19 protein-coding genes and 2 tRNA genes are annotated in these 21,399 nt (G+C 62.2%); 7 read left to right on the top strand and 14 right to left on the bottom strand.

Annotation, left to right across the window (positions count from 1 at the left end; genetic code table 11):
• The first annotated feature begins 97 nt into the window (after positions 1 to 97).
• Complete coding sequence (locus tag FJQ89_RS01155) at positions 98 to 2,332, top strand: TonB-dependent siderophore receptor (RefSeq protein ID WP_168208319.1); 2,235 nt, start codon at positions 98 to 100, stop codon at positions 2,330 to 2,332.
• A gap of 15 nt (positions 2,333 to 2,347) precedes the next feature.
• Here FJQ89_RS01155 and FJQ89_RS01150 read toward each other — a convergent pair whose 3' ends face one another.
• Positions 2,348 to 3,109: a nucleotidyltransferase domain-containing protein gene (locus FJQ89_RS01150; RefSeq protein WP_168208318.1), complete on the bottom strand. Its 762-nt coding sequence runs from the start codon at positions 3,107 to 3,109 to the stop codon at positions 2,348 to 2,350.
• 104 nt (positions 3,110 to 3,213) lie between these two features.
• On the opposite strand from FJQ89_RS01150, the gene FJQ89_RS01145 reads away from it, so the two are divergent.
• Both FJQ89_RS01145 and FJQ89_RS01140 read left to right on the top strand, forming a co-directional pair.
• Positions 3,214 to 3,780, top strand: coding sequence for a methylated-DNA--[protein]-cysteine S-methyltransferase (locus FJQ89_RS01145; protein WP_141168700.1), 567 nt, complete (start codon positions 3,214 to 3,216; stop codon positions 3,778 to 3,780).
• Between the two features lie 58 nt (positions 3,781 to 3,838).
• The gene (locus FJQ89_RS01140) at positions 3,839 to 4,213 is read left to right on the top strand and encodes a DUF1294 domain-containing protein (protein ID WP_141168699.1); all 375 of its coding nucleotides are present in this window, start codon (positions 3,839 to 3,841) and stop codon (positions 4,211 to 4,213) included.
• A 15-nt stretch (positions 4,214 to 4,228) separates the two neighbouring features.
• Here FJQ89_RS01140 and FJQ89_RS01135 read toward each other — a convergent pair whose 3' ends face one another.
• A complete protein-coding gene (locus tag FJQ89_RS01135; protein WP_141168698.1) occupies positions 4,229 to 4,957 on the bottom strand; it encodes a hypothetical protein in 729 nt (242 codons plus the stop codon).
• Positions 4,958 to 5,122: 165 nt separating this feature from the next.
• Between FJQ89_RS01135 and FJQ89_RS01130 the strand changes: the two genes are divergently transcribed.
• A complete protein-coding gene (locus tag FJQ89_RS01130; protein WP_141168697.1) occupies positions 5,123 to 5,302 on the top strand; it encodes a hypothetical protein in 180 nt (59 codons plus the stop codon).
• Positions 5,303 to 5,353: 51 nt separating this feature from the next.
• Here FJQ89_RS01130 and FJQ89_RS01125 read toward each other — a convergent pair whose 3' ends face one another.
• From FJQ89_RS01125 to cydD, 6 genes are all read right to left on the bottom strand, one after another.
• Complete coding sequence (locus FJQ89_RS01125) at positions 5,354 to 6,922, bottom strand: methyl-accepting chemotaxis protein (RefSeq protein ID WP_243136341.1); 1,569 nt, start codon at positions 6,920 to 6,922, stop codon at positions 5,354 to 5,356.
• Positions 6,923 to 7,331: 409 nt separating this feature from the next.
• Positions 7,332 to 7,457 carry a cytochrome bd-I oxidase subunit CydX gene (gene cydX, locus FJQ89_RS01120; protein ID WP_070258990.1) on the bottom strand — a complete coding sequence of 42 codons (126 nt, stop codon included), beginning with the start codon at positions 7,455 to 7,457 and terminating at the stop codon, positions 7,332 to 7,334.
• 22 nt (positions 7,458 to 7,479) lie between these two features.
• Positions 7,480 to 8,634 carry a cytochrome d ubiquinol oxidase subunit II gene (cydB, locus tag FJQ89_RS01115; RefSeq protein ID WP_141168696.1) on the bottom strand — a complete coding sequence of 385 codons (1,155 nt, stop codon included), beginning with the start codon at positions 8,632 to 8,634 and terminating at the stop codon, positions 7,480 to 7,482.
• Positions 8,635 to 8,647: 13 nt separating this feature from the next.
• Complete coding sequence (locus FJQ89_RS01110; protein WP_141168695.1) at positions 8,648 to 10,225, bottom strand: cytochrome ubiquinol oxidase subunit I; 1,578 nt, start codon at positions 10,223 to 10,225, stop codon at positions 8,648 to 8,650.
• A 105-nt stretch (positions 10,226 to 10,330) separates the two neighbouring features.
• A complete protein-coding gene (locus FJQ89_RS01105; protein ID WP_141168694.1) occupies positions 10,331 to 12,013 on the bottom strand; it encodes an amino acid ABC transporter ATP-binding/permease protein in 1,683 nt (560 codons plus the stop codon).
• A complete protein-coding gene (cydD, locus tag FJQ89_RS01100) occupies positions 12,010 to 13,710 on the bottom strand; it encodes a thiol reductant ABC exporter subunit CydD (RefSeq protein WP_141168693.1) in 1,701 nt (566 codons plus the stop codon). Before cydD ends, FJQ89_RS01105 begins: the two co-directional genes overlap by 4 nt.
• A gap of 117 nt (positions 13,711 to 13,827) precedes the next feature.
• On the opposite strand from cydD, the gene FJQ89_RS01095 reads away from it, so the two are divergent.
• The 3 genes from FJQ89_RS01095 to FJQ89_RS01085 all read left to right on the top strand — a co-directional run bounded on the left by FJQ89_RS01095 (position 13,828) and on the right by FJQ89_RS01085 (position 15,619).
• Positions 13,828 to 14,400 (top strand): GbsR/MarR family transcriptional regulator, encoded by a 573-nt coding sequence (locus FJQ89_RS01095; RefSeq protein WP_242428456.1) that lies wholly within the window; start codon positions 13,828 to 13,830, stop codon positions 14,398 to 14,400.
• 301 nt (positions 14,401 to 14,701) lie between these two features.
• Positions 14,702 to 15,268: a PEP-CTERM sorting domain-containing protein gene (locus FJQ89_RS28245; RefSeq protein WP_243136339.1), complete on the top strand. Its 567-nt coding sequence runs from the start codon at positions 14,702 to 14,704 to the stop codon at positions 15,266 to 15,268.
• 171 nt (positions 15,269 to 15,439) lie between these two features.
• The gene (locus FJQ89_RS01085; RefSeq protein WP_141168692.1) at positions 15,440 to 15,619 is read left to right on the top strand and encodes a hypothetical protein; all 180 of its coding nucleotides are present in this window, start codon (positions 15,440 to 15,442) and stop codon (positions 15,617 to 15,619) included.
• 71 nt (positions 15,620 to 15,690) lie between these two features.
• Here FJQ89_RS01085 and FJQ89_RS01080 read toward each other — a convergent pair.
• The 6 genes from FJQ89_RS01080 to FJQ89_RS01055 all read right to left on the bottom strand — a co-directional run bounded on the left by FJQ89_RS01080 (position 15,691) and on the right by FJQ89_RS01055 (position 21,366).
• Positions 15,691 to 15,765 (bottom strand) — tRNA-Arg (locus FJQ89_RS01080).
• A 94-nt stretch (positions 15,766 to 15,859) separates the two neighbouring features.
• Positions 15,860 to 15,936, bottom strand: a tRNA-Pro gene (locus tag FJQ89_RS01075).
• Positions 15,937 to 16,269: 333 nt separating this feature from the next.
• Positions 16,270 to 17,607: a phosphoglucosamine mutase gene (gene glmM, locus FJQ89_RS01070; protein WP_141168691.1), complete on the bottom strand. Its 1,338-nt coding sequence runs from the start codon at positions 17,605 to 17,607 to the stop codon at positions 16,270 to 16,272.
• 39 nt (positions 17,608 to 17,646) lie between these two features.
• Entirely contained in the window at positions 17,647 to 18,480 is an 834-nt protein-coding gene (gene folP, locus FJQ89_RS01065) for a dihydropteroate synthase (RefSeq protein WP_141168690.1), read from the bottom strand.
• A 115-nt stretch (positions 18,481 to 18,595) separates the two neighbouring features.
• Positions 18,596 to 20,479 carry an ATP-dependent zinc metalloprotease FtsH gene (gene ftsH, locus FJQ89_RS01060; RefSeq protein WP_071077941.1) on the bottom strand — a complete coding sequence of 628 codons (1,884 nt, stop codon included), beginning with the start codon at positions 20,477 to 20,479 and terminating at the stop codon, positions 18,596 to 18,598.
• A 203-nt stretch (positions 20,480 to 20,682) separates the two neighbouring features.
• A complete protein-coding gene (locus FJQ89_RS01055; protein ID WP_096234939.1) occupies positions 20,683 to 21,366 on the bottom strand; it encodes an RlmE family RNA methyltransferase in 684 nt (227 codons plus the stop codon).
• Between the last annotated feature and the right edge of the window lie 33 nt (positions 21,367 to 21,399).

The following is a 21,399-nucleotide window of genomic DNA, read 5'->3' as shown; positions in this document are numbered from 1 at the left end:
GCCAGACCACGGGCCAGCGTCATGCCATCCCCCCAGCTACTGCGCACCTCGCCAGACGAGATAGGAAAACACACGACTAAAATATTCCAGGAAAATGATGCCATCAACGACAGTCTTCTCTTCTTCGCGCCAGCCCGCCTTGCGCCCCCTACCCCGTTTATTACACATCAGCCTGCTCAGCCTTGCCGCTGGCGTGGCCCTGCCGGCCCAGGCCGCCGATGCCGCTGCGGCCGACGTCACCATGCCGGCCGTCACCGTGACCGGCCAGTCGACAGCGACGACGGAAGGCACGCAATCGTACACGGCAGGCGAAACGCGCAGTGCCACGCGCATGGACCTGTCCTTGCGCGAGACGCCGCAATCGGTCAGCGTCATCACGCGCCAGTTGCTCGACGACCTGGGCGCCGTGCGCCTGGACCAGGCGCTGGCCCAGACAACAGGCATCCAGGTGGGCCAGAACGACACCGAGCGCACGCGGTTTTATGCGCGCGGCTTCGGCATCAACAATCTTCAGATTGACGGCATGGCGCGCGGCGGCAATGCGCCGCTGCAAGACACCATCCTGTACGACCGCATCGAGGTGGTGCGCGGCGCCACTGGCTTGATGGGCGGCACGGGCGACCCCTCGGCCACCATCAACATGATACGCAAGCGGCCGACGAAAGAGTTCCAGGCCAGCGCCGGCCTCATCATGGGCCGCTGGGATGACCAGCGCTTCGAAGCCGACCTCTCCACGCCGCTGAACGCGGAGGGCAGCGTGCGCGCACGCACGGCCCTGGCCTGGCAAAAACGCGATTCCTATCTGGACATGTATCACGAGCGCAAGACAGTCGGCATGCTCATCCTTGAGGCGGACTTGCGCCCCGGCACCCTGCTGACGGCCGGCGTCGACTTCCAGGACAACACGCCGACAGGCGCCACCTGGGGCGCCGTACCCTACTGGAATGCGGATGGCAGCCTGGCGAACTTGCCGCGCAACACCAGCCTCACGACGCCATGGAGCACCTGGGCCAACAAGCAGCACACCGTATTCACGTCGCTGGACCAGCGCCTGCCCGGCAACTGGAACATGCACCTGGGCTATGCGCGCACGGAAAGCACGAACCGCACCACCGTCGCCTACGCGGGCGCGGGCTACCCGGACCCGGCCACGGGCAAAGGCATGCGCCTGTGGACGGGCGCCTGGGGCGCGGGCAAGAGCACGGGCGACAACTTTGATGTCTACGCCAGCGGCCCGTTCACCTTGCTGGGGCGCCAGCACACGGCCATCGTCGGCTGGAACGGCGGCAACCAGCGCGCCCGCTCGCTGGGCGGCAAAGCGGAAATCAACTACCCGAACATCGTCCCCGATTATCGCAGCTGGACGGGCAACATTCCCCGCCCCGTGTTCCACCCGGATGGCTCGCACACGGAAACCGTCACGCGCCTGGCGGGCGGCTACGTGGCCACGCGATTGAGCCTGGCCGACCCGCTGCACGTGATCATCGGCGCGCGCAGCAGTACTTACCGCACGGACACACGCAGCTACGATAAGCGGGGCGCGTACACGGGCAGCGGCGGCTTGGTGGAAACGCGCAATGAAGTCACGCCGTATGTGGGCGCCGTGTTCGACATCAACAAGCAATATTCGGCCTACGCCAGCTTCACGCAGCTGTTCAACCCGCAATCGAGCAAAGACCGCAACAACCAGTTCCTGGCGCCGGAAACGGGCGACAATGCGGAACTGGGCGTCAAGGGCGAATTTTATGAAGGCAAGCTGAACGCGTCGGCCGCACTGTTCCACACGAAGAAAAAGAACATGGCCGAGCTGGACCGCACGGTACCGCCCGGCTTTTTGCTGCCCGACGGCAGCCAGGCCATGGTGGCCAATGGTACCGGCGTGACGGCCAAGGGCGTCGAGTTCGACATTTCCGGCCAATTATCGCGCGGCTGGGAAGCGAGCGGCGGCTATACCTATCTGCACGCAGCCGAGGCCGATGGCCGCCGCGCCGCCACCACGCAGCCGCGCCATTTGCTGCGCCTGGCCACCAGCTACCGCTTCGACGGCCGCCTGGCAGGGCTGAAAGCGGGCGCCAGCATGACGGCGCAAAGCGCCACCTACAGCGCATCGTGGTACGGCCGCCCGCCATCGGGCGAGATGACGAATATCCCGCAAGCGGCCTATGCACTGGTCAACGCCATGGCCAGCTATGCCATCAACCGCCACGCCAGCGTGCAGCTGAACGTGAATAACTTGCTCGATAAAAAGTACTACCGCACCGTAGGCTTCTACGACAGCGTGTTCTGGGGCGAACCGCGCAACGTCAGCCTGGCCGTGCGCACGGCGTTCTAAGCCGGCTGCAATACCTCAAGCTGCCGGCGCGCTGCGCCAGTGCGCGGGCGCCGGCAGGCAGAAGCCATGCAGCAAGGGCCCGCCCACGGGCGCCAGCACGGCGGCGGTGACGTGTTCGAACGCACGCTGGCCCGCCGGCAAGTCGCTAGCGACCAGGCGCAAGGCCCCGTCCAGCTGCCCGGCGATGGCCTCGTCAAATGCCTGCAGGCAACGGAACAGGTGCTTACCGCCGCCGCTCCATACACCAGCCGCGCGCAAGTACAGGTCGGCCAGCGCGCCATACAGCTGGCAGGCCACGGCCAGCGCCTCGCCCGGCTGCGTGCTGTCGACCAGGTCTTCCAGCGCGGTGGTGATGGCGTAGCGGCGCCGTTGCAAGTTCTCCGCGTCGAGCACGGGCGGCCCGGCAGCATCGATGGCGTGCGCCAGCGCGTGCAGCCGGGCATAGGCGTCGCCGGCGACGAGGATGTTTCCCCCTTCCAGCACCATGTGCGCCAGCGGCACCGTTCCGCCGGGCGCATCCATTTCCTTGCAAAAATACGTGAACGTGGCCACGTCGTGTGCGAACAGTTCCACCGTGCGCCCTTCGGCCACGATGGTCGAGCGCCAGGCGCAATCGACGTGCTCGAACAGCAGCAGCAAATCGATATCGGAACTGGGCGTCTGCCGGCCCGTGGCAAACGAGCCGCCAATGATGGCCGCCACGGCCGTGGGATAGTGTTCCTGCACCAGCCGCACGGCAATCGCGCGGATGGCGTCATAGGTGGGGATCGTCGTCAAAGCCAGTGCTCCATGCCGAAAAACGCTATCCTACACGCAATACGCGGCACGCCGCCATCCTGCTACACTGGCGTTATCTGAGCAAGGAAGACACAGGAAGACACATGCAATACGACTGCCTCGTGATGCCCTCGCCCGTGGGCGAGCTGACCCTGGTGGCGCGCGGCGCGGCGCTGGCCGCGATTTTGTGGGAAAACGACAAGCCGAACCGCGTGCGCCTGGGCGAGATGCGCGTCGCTGACGGTTGCGCCGTGCTGCAGGAAACGGCGCGCCAGCTGGGCGAGTATTTTGCCGGCACGCGCCAGCAATTTGCGGTACCGCTCGATTTTTCCGGCACGCCATTCCAGCAGGAAGTCTGGCGCGCGCTGCTGACGATACCGTACGGCCAGACGCGCAGCTATGGCGAGATCGCGCGCCAGATCGGCCGTCCCGCCGCCGTGCGCGCCGTGGGCGCCGCCAACGGCAAGAATCCCATTTCCATCATCGCCCCCTGCCACCGCGTCATCGGCGCCACGGGCGAGTTGACGGGCTTTGCGGGCGGCCTGCATGCCAAGGTAACCCTGTTGACGCTGGAAGGCATCGGCCTGTCCAGCGACCGCGAAGCGCTGAAGACGGGCCACGCCCGCCGCCGCGCCGTGCATGTTGATATGGCGCAAGGCTGTTTATTTTAGACAGCAGCATCGCTCCCCGTGTGGGATACTCACGCCCCCGCTCAAGCCACCACATCCTATGCCCTACCTTGTCATCCTGTTCTTTGTCGTTCTGTATTTACTGGCCACGTTCTTTTTCCACATCCCCGCCCTGGTAGCCCTCGTATATGGCGTGCTGAGCCTGAGCTGTTTCGTCGCCTATGCGATCGACAAGTCGGCCGCCAAACAGGGGCGCTGGCGCACCCCGGAGCGCACCTTGCTGCTATTGGGACTGCTGTGCGGCTGGCCGGGCGCCGTGCTGGCCCAGCAATGGCTGCGCCACAAGTCCGGCAAGCGTTCGTTCCGCGTGCTGTTCTGGATCACGGTCGCCCTCAATATCGGCGCTTTCGTGTATTTCAGCGTGCATTACGCAGCGCCCGATATCGGCACCGAGGTCGCACCCATCGAGCTGTAGGACTGTCCCTGCCCTTTACTCGCCCAGCAGGCGCAGCGACTCGAGCCAGTCCGCCTTCCAGTCGCGCAGCAAGGGCTGCGTGGCGAACGCCTTCTTCAGGTGCGCCATCGGCACGCGGTGCACGTCGTGCAAGCCGAACGCCAGGGTGACGGGATGCCACAGGTGGCTGTTCTTGCCGCCGCGCGAATTCTTGCGCACGCGTGCGCCATCGTCGCCAAAGATGCCCACGCCACTGGCCATGCCTTTGTCCAGGTCAACCTTGCCCACGCCGCCAAAGGCAATCAAAATCTGCTCGCGCCCCAGGCCCTTCAGGGCGCTGGGCAAGACAAACGGCGCTGCATTGTCAGCTCCGGCTTCCGGCTCGGCCGGCTGCGGGTGCTGCAACTCCTTGAGCAAGCGCAATAAGTCGCGCTCCTGGAAGTGCAAGCCGTCGAGCGGCACGCGCAAGCCCGGCGCCTTCAGTTCGATGGCGATATTGCCGGAGTCGCGCGTAAAGCGCAGCCACGCGTCGTCCGCCCCCGAAGCCAGGTGCTCTTTGTCGCCGATAAACACGACGGGCGCCGCATAGCGCGTTACGCCGTCATGGAACAGCTCGGCCCAGGCGTCGCTGTAATCGAGCCAGACATACGGCAAGCCGCCCTGCTCCAGCAGGCGCGCCAGGGTCCACGGCGTGCCCGTCTGTTGCGCCAGCCAGGCACAGGCTTCAAGGGCGGTGGCGCGGTACGGCAGGGAGATGGAAGTCATGGTGTTTCCGTAGCTGAAAGTGGAGCGCAGTGTAGCAGACGCCGCCATCCTCCCCTTGGGCAGGCGCAACGGGCGCGCTTTTTTTACGCGATGTGCTAGGCTGGAAACATCAGCATGTGCCACGGCCATTCCGGCCGCGTGGCACACCACCGCAAGGGGATGACCATGCATTCGAGCACCAACGCCGCCACCACGCCCGCCCCGCCACCGGAGCGCGATTCGCCCACGCCTGCCAGCGAAAGCCATGCCGAAGAAGCGCTGGATGAAGCGCTCAAGGAAAGCTTTCCGGCCAGCGATCCGATTGCCGTAGCCATCCCCAAGCCGGTCAGCAAGACGCCGGCCTGAGTCCCATGCTTTTCCTGGCCGGCCAAGCGCTGTTCTGGAGCGTAAGACCGGTCAATCAGCACACGCCAGCAATTTAAACACGCGCACGTCCTGCATCATATTGTGCGCCTGCTCCTGCATGCTGGCCGCTGCCGCTGTGGCCTGTTCGACCAGGGCGGCATTCTGCTGGGTCACTGCATCCATCTGACTGATGGCCTGATTCACCTGTTTGATGCCGTCGCTTTGTTCGTGGCTGGCGACGGCGATTTCCCCCATGATGCCCGCCACCTGCTGCACAGAGGAGACAATTTTCTGCATCGTGCCGCCCGCCTCGTCGGCCAGATTGCTGCCAAGCTCGACTTTTTCGACCGACTCGGCAATCAGCTGCTTGATCTCTTTGGCGGCACTGGCGGAGCGTTGCGCCAGGGTGCGCACCTCCGACGCGACGACAGCAAAACCGCGCCCCAGTTCACCGGCGCGCGCGGCTTCGACAGCCGCGTTCAGGGCCAGAATATTGGTCTGAAAGGCGATGCCGTCAATCACGGAAATGATCTCGACGATACGCTTTGAGCTGTCCTTGATGGATACCATGGTCGCGACGACACGGTCGACCACTTGCCCGCCCTGCAGCGCTACCGCTGAAGCCGACAAGACCAGTTGATTGGCTTGCTGAGCGTTTTCGGCAGTCTGCTGCACAGTGCTGGTTAACTCCCCCATCGCCGACGACGTTTGTTCCAGTGCACCGGCCTGTGCCTCCGTTCTCGCCGAGAGGTCCATATTTCCAGCAGCGATTTCCTGCGAGGCAGTCGAAATGGTTTCAGTACCGCTGCGCACGCGGCCCACCGTGTGACGCAGGCTCTCATTCATGCTTTTCAGAGCACTCATCAATTCGCCCGGCTCGTCGTGATAATCGGTCGCGATAACGCTACGCAGATCACCGGAAGCGACAATACGGGCAAGCTGCACGGCGTCCTGCAGTGGTCTGGTAATGCTCCTGGTAATGAGCACAGCCACAGCAATCCCCGTGCCCAGCGAGAGCACCAATATCGCCAACAGCAAGCTGTTCGCTACCGTGATGCGCGCGCCCGACTCCGCCTCTATCGCCGACGCGCGTTGGGTGGTCATCTCGACCAGCCGGTTGATTGCCTGCAGATGCTGGATGTAACTGATCGTTAATTTTTTCATCGCCACCGCGGCGCCAGCCTTATCCTGTGCCTCTATTGCGGGAATGAACTGTTGCAGTGCCACCGTATAGAAGTCCTGAGCCGGCGCATGGGACTTGTTCAGCAACAGCTCGGCGATATCGGCATCGAGTTTCTCACGCGTCCAGAACACATGGCGTTCATCGTAATCATGTTTGAGCGTTGTAAAGCGTGCGATTAACTGCGCCTGTTCGGCACGATCATCGGTCGCCATCAGCTGAAAAGTGACCAGATAGGATTCCAGTATGTATTCCGGTGGTGGCAACACGTCCGCAATCAGATCCTTGCTTTGCACAATTTTCTGGTAGACAGGACCGTTCACTTTCCATTCGTGCAAAGTCTTGAACGACCATAGGCCATAGAGGATGAAGCCGGCTGAAAAGATCACAATCAGCACAGCTAAACGGTGCGACAGTTTGAGTGCTCGTAACATATGCATGATGTTTCCTTATATTAGCTGTGCTTGCCTCTGCTTCACCTGCGGAGCAACACGACTCTCGCATATATGGCAGGCGATCATTCAAAGTCAAATTTCTTATTGAAAGATCATTTTATTTTTATAAGAGGCAACTTATTTTACATCGAATTTATGCCAATTTTACGCAAAGCCAATTAAAATTAACGAAAACAACGAAAATAAAACAAAATACATAAATTTACGTCGCAAATCTCTGCCCGCATGGAGACGATTTCTATGTTGCTCGTACAACAAAGCGAGCCTTTCTTCAGCGCATTCCTGTTCCTGTGGCTGCTTTCCGGACCTCCGTGAACAAGCATAAAAAAAAACCCCGCCGGGCAGCGATGGTAAAACCATCGCGCAGGGCGGGGCCAGTCAAGCCGACACGCGCCTACTTCGGCGTGTCACGGTATTGCTCGGGCGTCGTGTCGCCATCGGCAATTTCATACCACATCGCATTGAGCACGGCGAACGTCGCCGCCAGCGGAAGACCCAGTATCCAGGCGAAATACCACATAGTTAGTTCCTTTCCTTAATTCTTAATAAGCGTGACCGGTTTCGTCTTCGATGGCTTTGCCGTCAACCTTGCCCCACAGTACTTTATATACCCAGGTCGTGTACGCCACGATGAGGGGGATGAAGACGGCCGTGACGACCAGCATGATGAACAGGGTCATGTGGCTGGACGAGGAATCCCACACGGTCAGGCTGGCGCGCGGATCGATCGACGATGGCAGGATGAACGGGAACATGGCCGCGCCCACGCTGAGGATGATGCCGGCGATGCTCGCCGCGCTGGCCAGCAAGGCAGGCACTTCGCGGCGCGCGCGCAGGAAGGCGAACGCCAGCAGGGGGCCCAGCAAGCCGAAGGCAGGAGCGATCCAGGTCCACGGATGGGCGGCAAAGTTGAGGAACCAGGCGCCCACGTGTACTTCTGCCGTTTTCAGCATGGGGTTCGACGGGCCATCGACGACGACGGCGCTGGTGACGCGGTAGCCATCGACCCACAGCCACAGGGCCACGCCGGCGGCCGCATACAGCACCACGGTGGCGATCGCCGCCACGCTGCCGTAGCGGCGCGAACGGTCAGCCACGGCGCCGTCCGTTTTCAGCTGCAGCCAGGTGGCGCCGTGCATCACCAGCATGGCCACCGAAACGAGGCCGCACAGCAAGGCGAACGGGTTGAGCAGCGCAAAGAACGTGCCGTCATAGAAGATGTGCATGTCCGGCGAAAAACGGAACGGCACGCCTTGCAGCACGTTGCCGATCGCCACGCCGCAGATCAGGGCCGGCACGAAGCCGCCCACGAACAGGGCCGCGTCCCAGCGGGCGCGCCAGCGCGGATCTTCGCGCTTGCTGCGGAATTTGAACGCCACGGGACGCACGATCAGCGCCACCAGGATGACGAACATGGCCAGGTAAAAGCCCGAGAACGAGACGGCGTACAGTTGCGGCCAGGCGGCAAAGATGGCGCCGCCACCGAGGATCAGCCACACCTGGTTGCCTTCCCACACGGGACCGATACTGTTGATGATGACGCGGCGTTCCAGGTCCGTCTTGCCGGCGAAAGGCAGCAAGATGCCCGTGCCCAGGTCGAAGCCGTCCGTGATGGCAAAGCCCACCAGCAAGATGCCGATCAGCAGCCACCAGATCAGGCGCAGTGTTTCGTAAGAAATCATTTCATGCAAAATCATGGTCCGGCCCTCCTTAGGCGCGTTGAGTATGAATGGCTGCCGCCGCTGGCACGGGGGCCGGCGCCGTTTCTTCCGGCCCCTTGCGGATGGCCTTGAGCATCAGCTTCATTTCGATAATCAACAGCACGGTGTAGATGGCGGCAAAGCCGGCAATGGTGATGAGCAAAGTCGTCGCGCCCAGGTTGGAGACAGCCACGGCCGTTGGCAGCACGCCTTCGATGACCCACGGCTGGCGGCCCACTTCGGCCACGATCCAGCCCGCCTCAATCGCCACCCACGGCAGCGGGATGGCGAATACGGCCAGCTTCAGCAGCCAGCGGTGCTTGTCCAGTGTGCGGCGCGTCGACAGGATGAAGAATGTGCCGGTGAGCAAGATAAAGAACATGCCCAGGCCCACCATCACGCGGAAGGACCAGAACAATGGCCCCACGGGCGGCACGGTGTCGAGCGCGGCCTTGTGGATCTGCTCGGGCGTGGCCTGGCGCGGATCGTCGACATAACGTTTCAGCAACAAGGCATAGCCCAGGGACTGGCCTTTCGACTCGAACATGTCCTTCGCGTCCTGCGGCACAGGCGCGCCCGGCGCCACACTGCGGATGGTTTGCAGCGCGTCATAGGCCTTGATGCCATCCTTGATCAGCAGCTCGCCGCGATCGACCAATTGCTCGATGCCGGGGATTTCCGTCGTCAGCGAACGCGTGCCGATCAGGCCCATCACCATCGGGATGTGCACGGCGTAATGCGTCTCGCGTGCTTGCGCGTCGGGGAAGCCGAAGGCCGTGAAGGCGGCGGGCGCCGGCTCCGTGGTCCACATGGCTTCAATCGCGGCCAGCTTCATCTTTTGATGTTCGGACGACAGGTAGCCGCTTTCATCGCCGAGTACCACCACCGACAAGGTGGCGGCCAGGCCGAACGAGGCGGCCACCGTCATCGAACGCTTGGCCAGCTGCACGTGACGGCCCTTCAGCAGATACCAGGCGGAAATACCCAGCACGAAAATGGCAGCCGCCGTATAGCCGGCCGACACCGTGTGCACGAATTTCGCCTGTGCCACGGGATTCGTCAGCACGGCGCCGAAATCCGTCACTTCCATGCGCATGGTCTGCGGATTGAAAGCCGCGCCGACGGGATTTTGCATCCAGCCGTTGGCGATCAGGATCCACAGGGCCGAGAAGTTCGAGCCGATGGCCACCAGCCAGGTGGTGATCAGGTGACCGCGCTTGGACAGCTTGTCCCAGCCGAAGAAGAACAGGCCGACGAAGGTCGCCTCCAGGAAGAAGGCCATCAGCCCCTCGATGGCCAGCGGCGCGCCGAAAATGTCGCCCACATAATGGCTGTAATAGCTCCAGTTCATGCCGAACTGGAATTCCATGACGATGCCCGTCGCCACGCCCATGGCGAAGTTGATGCCGAACAAGACACCCCAGAACTTGGTCATGTCGCGCCAGATGGGGCGGTTCGTCATCACGTAAACCGTCTCCATGATGGCGAGGATCACTGACAGGCCGAGCGTCAGCGGAACGAATATAAAGTGGTACAGAGCTGTCAGCGCGAACTGCAGTCTGGATAAAGCGACAATATCGAAGTCCATATGATTTCCTTGGTGTTTCCCTACTGTAAGTGTAAACCTGGTATCCATATGCGGCTGTTCGATAGCTTCTGCTGCTGTAAACTATCGGGCTGTGCCGCCCGCCCATCAATCTCCGCGCAAGCCGGCCAGCGCCGCCTCGAAGGCGGCTGTGCCCCGGCGCGCGTCACCGACGATGCGGCCATCGCGCAGGCTGACCAGCCGGTCCGCCAGCGCCGCTTCGCGCCGCAAGTGGGTTGCAATCAGCAAGCTGCGTCCGTCGCTGCGCGCGCGCAGGCGCTGCAAGACATCGATGGCCACCTGCGCATTCAGCGCTTCCGTCGCTTCGTCCAGCAGCCACAAGGTCGATTCGTGCAGGAACAGCCGCGCCAGCGCCAGGCGCCGCGCCTGCCCGCCCGACAAGCCCAGGCCGCCCTCTCCCAGTTGCGTGTCGAGGCCGCCCGCCAGGGCGCGCACCTCGTCGTCCAGGCCGGCCGCTTGCAGCGCCGCCCACAACTGCGCATCGCTGGCGGACGGGTCGGCCAGGCGCAAGTTGTCGCGCAGGCTGTCTTGGAACAGTTCCGTCTTCTGGGTGAACAAACAGGCGCGCGGTGCGGCCACCGTTCCCGACAGCGGCGCCAGCTCGCGCGCGGCGATGGCCAGCAAGGTGGACTTGCCCGCGCCGCTGGGGCCGATCAAAGCCACGCGCTCGCCCTCGCCGATATGCAGCGATACGTCATGCAAAATGGCGACCTGGCTGCCAGCATGCGCGGCGCTGACGTGTTCCAGGCGCAAGCCCGGTGCGGCGTCAAAGGGCGGCAGCGCCACCTCATTGCCGTCAAGGCGCGGCGCCAGGCGGCGCATGGCCAGCAGCATGCGCCCTGCTTCCAGCGCGCCGCGGCGCAGCCCCGCAAACGGCTCCACGGCCGTCAGGGCGATCAGCAGGGCCAGCGCCGCCAGCGGCACGTTCAGCGTTTGCTGTTGCACCAGCGCGGCCACGGCCAGCAGTACGCCTGCCAGGGTCGCGCTGCCGGCCACGCCATATGCGGCGCCGGCCGCCGTCTCCAGGCGCAGCAGGGCGAAATCGGCTTGTGCCAGCGCTCGGTCGATCTGCCCCAGCGCGGCGCACTGGGCATCGATGCGGCCCGCCATCACCAGGTCCGTCTGACCCGCCACCAGGTCGATGGTGCCGGAACGCAATTTTTCGATGGCACGCGAGCGCACGATGGCGGGACGGCGGGCACGCAGCGCCACGAGCCAGCTGATGCCGCCGCCGGCGAGCAGCAGCCACGCGGCCAGGCCCAGACCCAGCTGCCACTGCATCACGCCCAGCGCCACGCCGGCCAGCAAGGCCACGCACAGTGCCGTGAAGGCCGGCACCAGCAGGCGCAAATACAGCGATTCGAGCGCGTCGATATCGGCCGTCAGGCGAAACAGCAGCTTGGCCGGCTGGCGCAGCAGGCGGCTGGCCGCTTCCGCGCGCGACCAGCCGCGGAACAGTTGCACGCGGATGCTGGCCAGCGCGGCGAACGTGGCGTCGTGCGTGACGAGCCGTTCCGCATAGCGCGAACCCGTGCGGCCGATGGCCAGCAGGCGGATGCCGGCCGACGGGCCGAACACGTCGAACAGGATGGCCGTCGAGGCATGCAGGCCGGCAATCGAGGTGGCGGTAATAAACCAGCCGGACAAGCCCAACAAGGCCATGCCGGCCACCGCCGTCAGGGCCGCCAGCAAGGCCCCCCCGATCAGCTTGCCGGGCTGGGCCAGCAGCAATTGCCGCAGGACGGGGTTCGATATGAGGGAAGTTTTCATGCTGGCTGTTCCTGTTCGTGCTCCTGTGCCTGCGCCCGGACATCGACCTGCACCGCGCGCTGCAGCCGGCCGGCCAGCACGGGGTCGTGCGTGGCGACGAGCATCGTCTTGCCCCTGGCCAATTCCAGCAAGGCGTCCGTGACGCGCGCCGCCGTTTCGCTGTCCAGGTGGGCCGTCGGTTCATCGACCAGCAGCAAGTCCGCATGCGGATGCAGGGCCACGCGGGCCAGCGCCAGGCGCACGGCTTCGCCGCCGGACAAGCCCTGGCCGCCATCGCTGAGCATGATGGCCGGCTGCGCCTGCGCCACGCTAGCCAGGTCGGCCAGGTGCAGCGCCTGCGTCACCTGCGCAGCGTTCGCACCGAGGCGGCCCAGGGTCACATTCTGGCTGACGGACGCGGCAAACACGTGCGGACGCTGGCCCATCCAGGCCATGCGCTGGCGCAAGGTATTGACGGTGCTGTCAGTCAGGCGCACGCCGCCGATGCGGATCTCGCCATCGCTGACGGGCAGCAAGCCGGCCAGGAGGGACAGCAAGGTGGTCTTGCCGGCGCCGCTGGCGCCCAGCAGGGCCACGTGTTCACCGGCGCGCACCGTCAAGTCGAAGCGCTCGAATACGGGCGCTTCGCCGGGATGGGCAAAGCGCAGTTGATGGAGTTCGACGGCCGGTGGCGGCGCCACCGCCATGGCGGCGGCGGAAACGGCGGCCACTTCCACACCGGCACCAGGCAGGGGTACGCCATCGGCCGCCAGGTCGTGCAGGCCGGCCAGGCCCGCTTCGCCGGCCGCCTTGTCGTGCCAGACGGCGGCCAGTTCGCGCAGGGGCTCGAAGAATGCGGGCGCCAGCAGCAGGATGAACAAGCCCTGTCCCAGGCTCAGTTCGCGGCCCCAGGTGCCGAAATTGATGCTGCCCAGCAAGGAGAAACCGATAAACGCCGCCACCATGGCGACACCCAGCGCGGAAAACAGTTCCAGCACGGCGGACGACAAAAAGGCGATGCGCAGCACCACCATCGTGCGCCGGCGCACGGATTGCGACGAGGCGTCCAGGCGTTCGGCCGTGGCGTCGACAGCGTCGAGCGCGCGCAGGGTGGCCAGGCCGCGCAGGCGATCCAGCAGGAAGGCATTCATGCTGCCCATTTCCACCATCTGCGCGCGGCTGGCCGCTTGCGCGCCCATGCCCACCAGAGCCATGAAGACGGGAATCAGGGGCGCGGCGATGAGCAGGATCAAGGCGGCGATCCACGACAGCGGCGTCACCACGGCGAGAATCACGAGCGGCACGGTGAGCACTTTCCAGCGCGCCGGCTTGTAGCGCACCAGATACGGCACGATGGCTTCGGCCTGCTCGGCGATGACGCTGGCCGCCTGCCCCGACTGCGCGCGCTGGCGGTCCAGCGGCGAACGCTGCGCCAGCGCTTGCGCCACCTGGGCGCGCAAGGTGGACAGGTGGTCGCGCGCCGCCGCATACATGCGCCGCGCGCCCCACGCTTCGCCGCCGGCGCGCAGCACACCCAGCAGCAGCACGCCAGCGGCCGGCAGCAGGGCCGCACGCCACGGTGCACCATCGAGCATGGCTTGCACGGCCCAGGCCAGCAAGGCCGCTTGTGGCAGCCACAGCAAGGCGGCGCCACCTTGCGCCAGGCTGGCGGCGCGGGGAAGGATAAAGCGGGGCAAGGACAGTGGCGTGGTCGGCATCTCTATACTTTTTGAGTTTTCAGAATTTTCTGTAAATTCGATTTTTTGTATAATACTGCGAAACATGACATATATCAATTGACCCTGCGGGTGTGGCGTGAAAAAATTCAGATAATTATGAAAACTCAAAATATCCACATGACGCCGCTGATCCTGACCTTTGTCAGCCATTTCGGCGAGATGGGCAGCCGCTGGGGCTTTAACCGTACGGTGGGACAAGTGTACGCCTTGTTGTTTGTCGCGGAGCATCCTTTGCACGCGGACGAAATCGCGGAACACCTGAGTTTTTCACGCTCGAACGTCAGCATCGGCTTGAAGGAATTGCAGGGCTGGGGCTTGATCCGCCAGTCGCGCATCCCCGGCGACCGGCGCGAGTATTTTTCGTCCCTGGGCGATGTGTGGCAAATCTTCCGCGTGGTAGCCGCCGAACGCCGCCGCCGCGAAGTGGCGCCCACGCTGACGGTGCTGCGCGAATCGCTGCTGGCGCCGGCCACGGAACCCGTGGACCAGTATGCGCAGGAGCGCATGCGCGAAATGTATGAATTGGTCGACCTGGCCAACACCTGGTTCGACGACTTGCAGCGCCTGTCGCCCGAATCGATGGCGCAACTGATGAAAATGGGCGCCAAGGTGCAAAAATTGCTCAACGCCAAGGACCGTCTGTTTGGCGTCAGCAACAACAACGACTGACGCACCCGCCTCCCCTCCCCAAGCCAAGGCGCCGCCAGCACAAACTGGCGCGCCTTGTCACGCCATTTCCCAACGTCATGCTGGCTATCGCTAGCACAGCCATACATAGCCATATACGATGTTGTCAAGCGAACCAATAGAATTATTAAAATTGCATTAGTTTACATCAAGAGTAAGCTTTCATTTGCCTACTCGCTACGTACAGGAAATAGCTGAAAACGGGCAACGGGATGACTTCCCCGGCATGCAGGGGCGCGTCCCAACATTATGAAGCGACTGTCTCAAGCACAAGGGGATTTTCATGAAAAGCATAAAGAGCATTGCCATCAAGGCATCCATGCTGGCCGCAATGACCGTACTGGCAAGTGCGGCGCAAGCGGCCACCTGGGTGGATGTGGGTCCGGCCAGCGGTTTCGTCATCGCCGGCAACACCGTTACCTACACGCCGTCGCCGGCATTGATGGTGAAATACTATGACGACAACCTGACGCCGCAAAGCCCATCCGACATCCAGGGGTATATCAACGCTGTCTTCGGCACCAGCCTGGGCGCCGCCGTCTCGTATTGCGACAACGCCACCTCGGGCTGCACTGCCGGCACCACGGCAGGCTTGAGCGGCGGTGTCAATTCCTATACGAGCGCAGCCGCCTATGACTATCTGGCCATCCACTTCGGCAAGGGCGAACTGGTGTTCCACTGGGCCGCACCCGTGGCCGCCGGCGCCACTTTCACGGTGGCGGGCCTGCCCAAGGATCTGAGCAACTACAGGGCCTTCATTTCCGCCGTGCCGGAACCTGAAACCTATGCCATGCTGCTGGCCGGCCTGGGCATGCTGGGCTTCCTGGCACGCCGCCGCCAGGGAAAGTAAGTCTCATCACAAGCCGCATAACGGCAGTGGCGCAGCAGCGTCCGCTGCCGCCCTCAATGCCAGTCGCATCTTTACGCCGCGCTTGCGGCGCAAGGCCCACTGTTTACACCATTTTTAGATCCCCCTCGCTATGCTCGACAGCATCAACTGCTGATCGACAAGGGAGAACTCATGCACGAACAACCGTTTCAGCCACGCGCGCGCAGCGTGATCCGCCAGCACTTGCCCGTGCGGGAAAGGCTGCGTCTGGCCCGACTGGCCAACAGAAAAATCGTTTCGGTATGTTCTGCGCTGCTGTGCGCGGTGCCGTTGTTGTATTTGCTGAGCGTAGTGCTGTTTGCGCAGCCTTAGGGCCGCGTGCTGACAGACAGGAAAGAGAGAAGATGGCAGCCGCATGGCGCAAGCCGTGGCCAATATGAAACTGGTCCGCCCAGAGGGAATCGAACCCCCATTCACGGTTTAGAAGACCGTTGTCCTATCCGTTGAACGATGGGCGGAAAGGTGCAGTATTTTAATCCATGCGCGCCAGCAATGAAATGCCAGCGCGGAATAGAAAACGGGCTGTCATTTCTGACAGCCCGCTTATGACTTTGGTCGGAGTACAAGGATTCGAACCTTGGACCCCCTGGTCCCAAACCAGGTGCGCTACCGGGCTGCGCCACACTCCGAAGACAAGATAATACCGCCCCCAGCCAATTTCGTCAATTGCCATAGACGAATTAGATGGAAAAAACTATCGGCGCTTGCTTGAAGAGGCTTGCTGAAAACGTTCAGGGCAAGGCGCGCTGCCGAAGACAGTACGCTAAGTAATCCTCGGGAAATTATTGTGAATTTATGACGAACAGAACCGACTGCTATGCAAGGCGTCCGCTGCGACGCAGTGCGAGCACTGCTAGCAGCGGGCAACACCGCAGAGCGCCGGTTATGGAAGTCAGAAATCACAATAATTTATTGGGGGTTACTTAGTACGGCAAGGCAGTGCAACGCCGCCCTGGGCGATTTCAGCCGCCGACTTTATCCGCGATGCGGCGCGCCATCGACTCGGCCTGACCCTTGTCCTTCGCTTCCACCATCACGCGGATCAACGGTTCGGTGCCCGATGCGCGGATCAGCACGCGGCCCGTGTCGCCCAGTTCGGCCTCGACCAATTCTTTTTCGGCCACCATGGCGGCATTTTTTTGCCAGTCGAAACCGGGCGCTACGCGCAGATTGATCAGGGTTTGCGGGAACAGCACCAGTTCGGCCAGGCATTGCTGCAGGCTCTGGCCGCTGCGCTTGAGCGCGGACAAGACTTGCAGCGCAGAGACGATGCCATCGCCCGTCGTGTGGCGGTCCAGACACAGCAGATGGCCGGAACCCTCGCCGCCCAGTATCCAGCCCTTTTCCTTCATCACTTCCAGCACGTAGCGGTCGCCCACCTTGGCGCGCGCAAAGCCGATGCCCTGCTGCTTGAACAGCACTTCCAGCGCCATGTTGGTCATCAGGGTGCCCACGGCGCCCGCCACGGGGCCCGTTGCCAGCCGGTCCTTGACCATGACGTACAACAACTCGTCGCCGTTATACAGCCGCCCCGTGGCGTCGCACATGATCAGGCGGTCGGCGTCGCCATCGAGAGCGATGCCCAGATCCGCACCGTGCTCGACGACGGCATCGGCCATCGCCTTGGTTGCCGTGGCGCCGAAGCCCGCATTGATGTTGAAGCCATCGGGCTTGTTGCCGATAGCGATGACTTCCGCGCCCAGCTCATGGAACACGTGCGGCGCGATATGGTAGGCGGCGCCATGCGCGCAGTCGACGACGATCTTCAGGCCGCGCAAGTCCAGTTCGTTCGGAAAGGTGCTTTTGCAAAATTCGATGTAGCGGCCCTGGGCGTCGTCCAGGCGCTTGGCGCGGCCCAGCTTGTCCGACGGTACGCAAGCCATGGGCTCGTCGAGCGCCGCTTCGATTTCCAGTTCCACGCTGTCGGGCAGCTTGGTGCCCTGGCCGGAAAAGAACTTGATGCCATTGTCGTGATACGGATTGTGCGAGGCGGAAATGACCACCCCGGCCGAGAGGCGCAGCGCCCGCGTCAGGTAGGCAATCGCCGGCGTCGGCATGGGGCCGGCCAGCATCACATCCACGCCGGCCGCCGACAGGCCCGCTTCCAGCGCCGCTTCCAGCATGTAGCCGGAAATGCGCGTGTCCTTGCCGATCAGTACGGTCGGACGTGCCTTGCCGCCTTGCGACTTGGCCAGCACCTTGCCGGCCGCATAACCGAGGCGCATGACGAAATCGGGAGTGATCGGAGCGGCGCCCACCAGGCCACGGATGCCATCGGTACCAAAATATTTACGCGTCATATATTTCTCTTTTTGTTGTTTATAATGAATCTTACAGGCTCAGTGCGCCATGCGCCAGACCTTCAGCGCATCGACGGTTTCAGCTACATCATGCACACGGATAATTTCTGCACCTTGCGCTACCGCAGCTAGCGCACCGGCAACACTGCCGGCCAGGCGCTGCTCGACGGGACGTCCCGTGACGGCGCCGATCATCGACTTGCGCGACAGGCCCGCCAGCACGGGCAGATCCAGCTCGCTGCGCAACTGGCGCGTGGCGCGCAGCAAGGCATAGTTTTGCTCCACCGTCTTGCCGAAACCAAAGCCGGGATCGACACACAGGCGCTCGCGGGCGATGCCCGCCGCCATCATCGTGTCGATGCGCTGGCGCAGAAAGTCGGTGACTTCGCGCACCACATCCTCGTACTGGGGCTGGGCTTGCATGGTTTCTGGCACGTTTTGCATGTGCATGATGCACAGCGCACAATCGCTGTCCTGTACGGCCTCGATGGCGCCCGGCGCGCGGAAACCGTTGATGTCGTTGATCATGTCGGCGCCCGCCAGAATGGCTTCGCGCATCACTTCGGGTTTGTACGTGTCGACGGAGAGGGGCTTGCCGCAGTCGCGCAAGGCGTACAGCACCGGCATGATGCGCGCAAGCTCGTCCTGCAGCGGCAACGGCGGTGCGCCGGGACGGCTTGATTCGCCGCCGATATCGATGATATCGACGCCGTCGACTATCATCTGCTCGGCGCGCGAGAGGGCAAATTCAAGCAGTTGATACTGGCCCGCATCGGAAAACGAGTCTGGCGTGATATTCAGGATGCCCATCACCAGCGCCTGCGTGCCGGACAGGTTGAAGCCGAAACGGCCGAATTGCAAATAGTGTCGCATGTAAATCTTTGTAGTCGTCAGGGAAAAACTGCTGCGGCAACGAAAAAGGGCAAGGATTGCTCCTTACCCTCGTTCTTGCCATACCCTTGCGTGCCGCCCGTCAGAGCGGCCGTTATCAGGCTGGCGCCGTCACGTTTGGCGAGATGCCGCCCGTGCCGCTGTCACCACCCGCATTGCGGCGTGGCGGAATGACTTTCGGTGGACGCGGCTCCAGGCCGGCCATGATGTCATTAATTTGCTCTGCATCAATGGTTTCCCATTCCAGCAAGGCTTTGGTCATCATTTCGACCTTGTCGCGGTTGCTTTCCAGCAAAGTACGCGCCAAAGCATATTGCTTGTCGAGAATGTTGCGGATTTCAGCATCGACCTTTTGCTGGGTCGCTTCCGAGATCGTCTTGGTGGCGCCACCGAAGAAACCTTCGTTTTCGCTGTCTTCGTAGACCATCACGCCCATGCTGTCGGACATGCCGAAGCGGGTCACCATGGAGCGGGCCAGCTTGGTGGCACGCGAGAAGTCATTTGACGCACCCGTGGACATCTGTCCCACGAAAATCTCTTCGGCGATGCGGCCACCGAACAGGATGGAAATTTCTTCCAGCATCTTGTCCTTGTAGGCGGACAAGTTGTCGTGTTCCGGCAGCTGCCAGGTCAGGCCCAGGGCCCAGCCGCGCGGCATGATCGTCACTTTGTGCACGGGATCGGCCTTCGGCAGCAACTTGGCCACCACCGCGTGACCGGATTCATGGTAAGCCGTATTGCGACGCTCTTCCTCGCGGATGATCATCGATTTACGCTCAGGACCCATGTAGATCTTGTCTTTCGCATCTTCGAAGTCGGCCATTTCCACCAGGCGCTTGCTGCGACGGGCGGCAAACAGAGCTGCTTCGTTGACCAGGTTGGCCAGGTCGGCGCCCGAGAAACCGGGAGTGCCGCGGGCCAGGATATCGGCTTTCACGTCGGTACTGATAGGTACTTTACGCATGTGCACGTTCAAGATCTGTTCGCGGCCGCGGATATCGGGCAAGCCGACGGAGACCTGGCGGTCGAAACGGCCCGGACGCAGCAAGGCTTTGTCGAGCACGTCGGCGCGGTTGGTGGCGGCCACGACGATCACGCCGGAGTTCGCTTCAAAACCGTCCATCTCGACCAGCAACTGGTTCAAGGTCTGTTCGCGCTCATCATTGCCGCCGCCCATGCCGGCGCCGCGGTGACGACCGACAGCGTCGATCTCATCGATGAAGATGATGCACGGCGAATGCTTTTTCGCGTTTTCGAACATGTCACGCACGCGGCTTGCACCGACGCCGACGAACATTTCCACGAAGTCGGAACCGGAAATCGAGAAGAACGGCACCTTGGCTTCGCCGGCGATGGCGCGCGCCAGCAGGGTTTTACCCGTGCCCGGAGGACCGACCATCAGCACGCCGCGGGGAATGCGGCCGCCCAGTTTCTGGAATTTGCTCGGATCCTTGAGGAAGTCGACCACTTCGTTGACTTCTTCTTTCGCTTCATCGCAACCGGCGACATCGGCGAAGGTGACGGTGTTGCTGGCTTCATCCATCATGCGCGCCTTCGACTTGCCGAACGAGAATGCACCGCCCTTGCCGCCGCCTTGCATCTGACGCATGAAGAAGACCCAGACGCCGATCAACAGCAGCATGGGGAACCAGGATACAAAAATAGTTTGCAGGAAAGACGCTTCCTCGGGCGGGCGCACATCGAAGTGCACGCCATTGTCGCGCAGGTCGCCGATCAGGCCCTTGTCGAGGCTGGTGGCGGTGGTACGCACCTTGGTGTCGTCCATCAGCTTGGCGGTGATCGACGAACCTTCGATCACGACATCCTTGACACGCTTGGCTTTGACTTCATCCAGCAAATCGGAATAAGCGATGGCCTTGCTGCCGCCTGTGGCGCCATGACTGTCGAATTGCTTGAACAGCATGAACAACAGCAGCAATACGACTACCCAGATGGCAGATTTGGAAAACATGTTATTCACGAAGACTCCTTGGATGCAGTGCGCATCTCTTTACCAATAGCTAGAAACACGATTTTACTCGCAATAAGCGGGCCGTGCCAAAGCCCGCCGATCCGTGCGCGCGAAAAAACCGCGCTCACGCAAAAAAAATGCAGTATAAACAATTTAGGCTTTTATGCCATCAGACGCTACTGCACTTCTCGTTCCCATGTGCGGATTCCCGCTTAAATATCAAGGGCGGAATCATCTTCTTGCACGGCATTTTTCAGCGGATTCTTGAGACCACGCCCCATCAGGAAGATTTCTGACGATTTGTCGCGGCTGGCCTTGGGCTTTTTCTGCACCACGACCTTGAATTCAGCGCGGAATTTCTCCACGATCTGGCTGAAACCCATATCTTTGAAGCATTTCACCAGCAAGACGCCCGATGGTTTCAAATGCAATTGCGAAAATTCGATGGCCAGGTCGATCAGATGTTCCATGCGCGCAGCGTCCGCCGTGGCGATGCCCGACAGATTCGGTGCCATGTCCGACAGGACCACGTCAACCTTGCGTCCTTGCAACACCACTTCCAGCTGGCGCAGCACGCGCGCTTCGCGGAAGTCGCCCTGGATGAAGTGGAAATCGGCGATCGGTTCCATTTCCAGCATGTCCAGGCCAATCAGGGTACCATTGACCCCGCCGCCGTCCTTGCCGGCCAGCTTGCGCCGCAGATACTGGGCCCAGCTGCCAGGAGTGCAACCAAGGTCGACAATTACCTGGCCATGCTTGATCAGTTTTTCGTCTTCATCGATTTCTTTGAGCTTGTATGCTGCCCGGGCGCGGTAGCCCTCTTTTTGCGCCAACTTCACATAAGGATCATTTATGTGGTCGTGCAACCAGTTTTTGTTTAATTTCTTCTTTGCCATTCGCGTAGAATACTGCTTTTAAGGGAATTACTA

Origin of the sequence: Janthinobacterium tructae (assembly GCF_006517255.1) — a bacterium.
GTDB classification, from domain to species: Bacteria; Pseudomonadota; Gammaproteobacteria; order Burkholderiales; family Burkholderiaceae_D; genus Janthinobacterium; species Janthinobacterium tructae.
The sequence above is the reverse complement of the archived record's forward strand: the minus strand, read 5'-3'. Positions and strand labels throughout refer to the sequence as shown.

Excerpts from the sequence above, each read along its gene's own strand:
- folP (WP_141168690.1), bottom strand. The coding sequence starts at position 18,480 with ATGCGACACTATTTGCAATTCGGCCGTTTCGGCTTCAACCTGTCCGGC.
- FJQ89_RS01095 (WP_242428456.1), top strand. The coding sequence starts at position 13,828 with ATGAAAACTCAAAATATCCACATGACGCCGCTGATCCTGACCTTTGTC.
- FJQ89_RS01145 (WP_141168700.1), top strand. The coding sequence starts at position 3,214 with ATGCAATACGACTGCCTCGTGATGCCCTCGCCCGTGGGCGAGCTGACC.
- FJQ89_RS01155 (WP_168208319.1), top strand. The coding sequence starts at position 98 with ATGCCATCAACGACAGTCTTCTCTTCTTCGCGCCAGCCCGCCTTGCGC.
- FJQ89_RS01130 (WP_141168697.1), top strand. The coding sequence starts at position 5,123 with ATGCATTCGAGCACCAACGCCGCCACCACGCCCGCCCCGCCACCGGAG.
- FJQ89_RS01140 (WP_141168699.1), top strand. The coding sequence starts at position 3,839 with ATGCCCTACCTTGTCATCCTGTTCTTTGTCGTTCTGTATTTACTGGCC.
- FJQ89_RS01105 (WP_141168694.1), bottom strand. The coding sequence starts at position 12,013 with ATGAAAACTTCCCTCATATCGAACCCCGTCCTGCGGCAATTGCTGCTG.
- FJQ89_RS01110 (WP_141168695.1), bottom strand. The coding sequence starts at position 10,225 with ATGGACTTCGATATTGTCGCTTTATCCAGACTGCAGTTCGCGCTGACA.
- FJQ89_RS28245 (WP_243136339.1), top strand. The coding sequence starts at position 14,702 with ATGAAAAGCATAAAGAGCATTGCCATCAAGGCATCCATGCTGGCCGCA.
- FJQ89_RS01125 (WP_243136341.1), bottom strand. The coding sequence starts at position 6,922 with ATGCATATGTTACGAGCACTCAAACTGTCGCACCGTTTAGCTGTGCTG.
- FJQ89_RS01085 (WP_141168692.1), top strand. The coding sequence starts at position 15,440 with ATGCACGAACAACCGTTTCAGCCACGCGCGCGCAGCGTGATCCGCCAG.
- cydX (WP_070258990.1), bottom strand. The coding sequence starts at position 7,457 with ATGTGGTATTTCGCCTGGATACTGGGTCTTCCGCTGGCGGCGACGTTC.
- FJQ89_RS01055 (WP_096234939.1), bottom strand. The coding sequence starts at position 21,366 with ATGGCAAAGAAGAAATTAAACAAAAACTGGTTGCACGACCACATAAAT.
- cydB (WP_141168696.1), bottom strand. The coding sequence starts at position 8,634 with ATGATTTTGCATGAAATGATTTCTTACGAAACACTGCGCCTGATCTGG.
- cydD (WP_141168693.1), bottom strand. The coding sequence starts at position 13,710 with ATGCCGACCACGCCACTGTCCTTGCCCCGCTTTATCCTTCCCCGCGCC.
- FJQ89_RS01135 (WP_141168698.1), bottom strand. The coding sequence starts at position 4,957 with ATGACTTCCATCTCCCTGCCGTACCGCGCCACCGCCCTTGAAGCCTGT.
- glmM (WP_141168691.1), bottom strand. The coding sequence starts at position 17,607 with ATGACGCGTAAATATTTTGGTACCGATGGCATCCGTGGCCTGGTGGGC.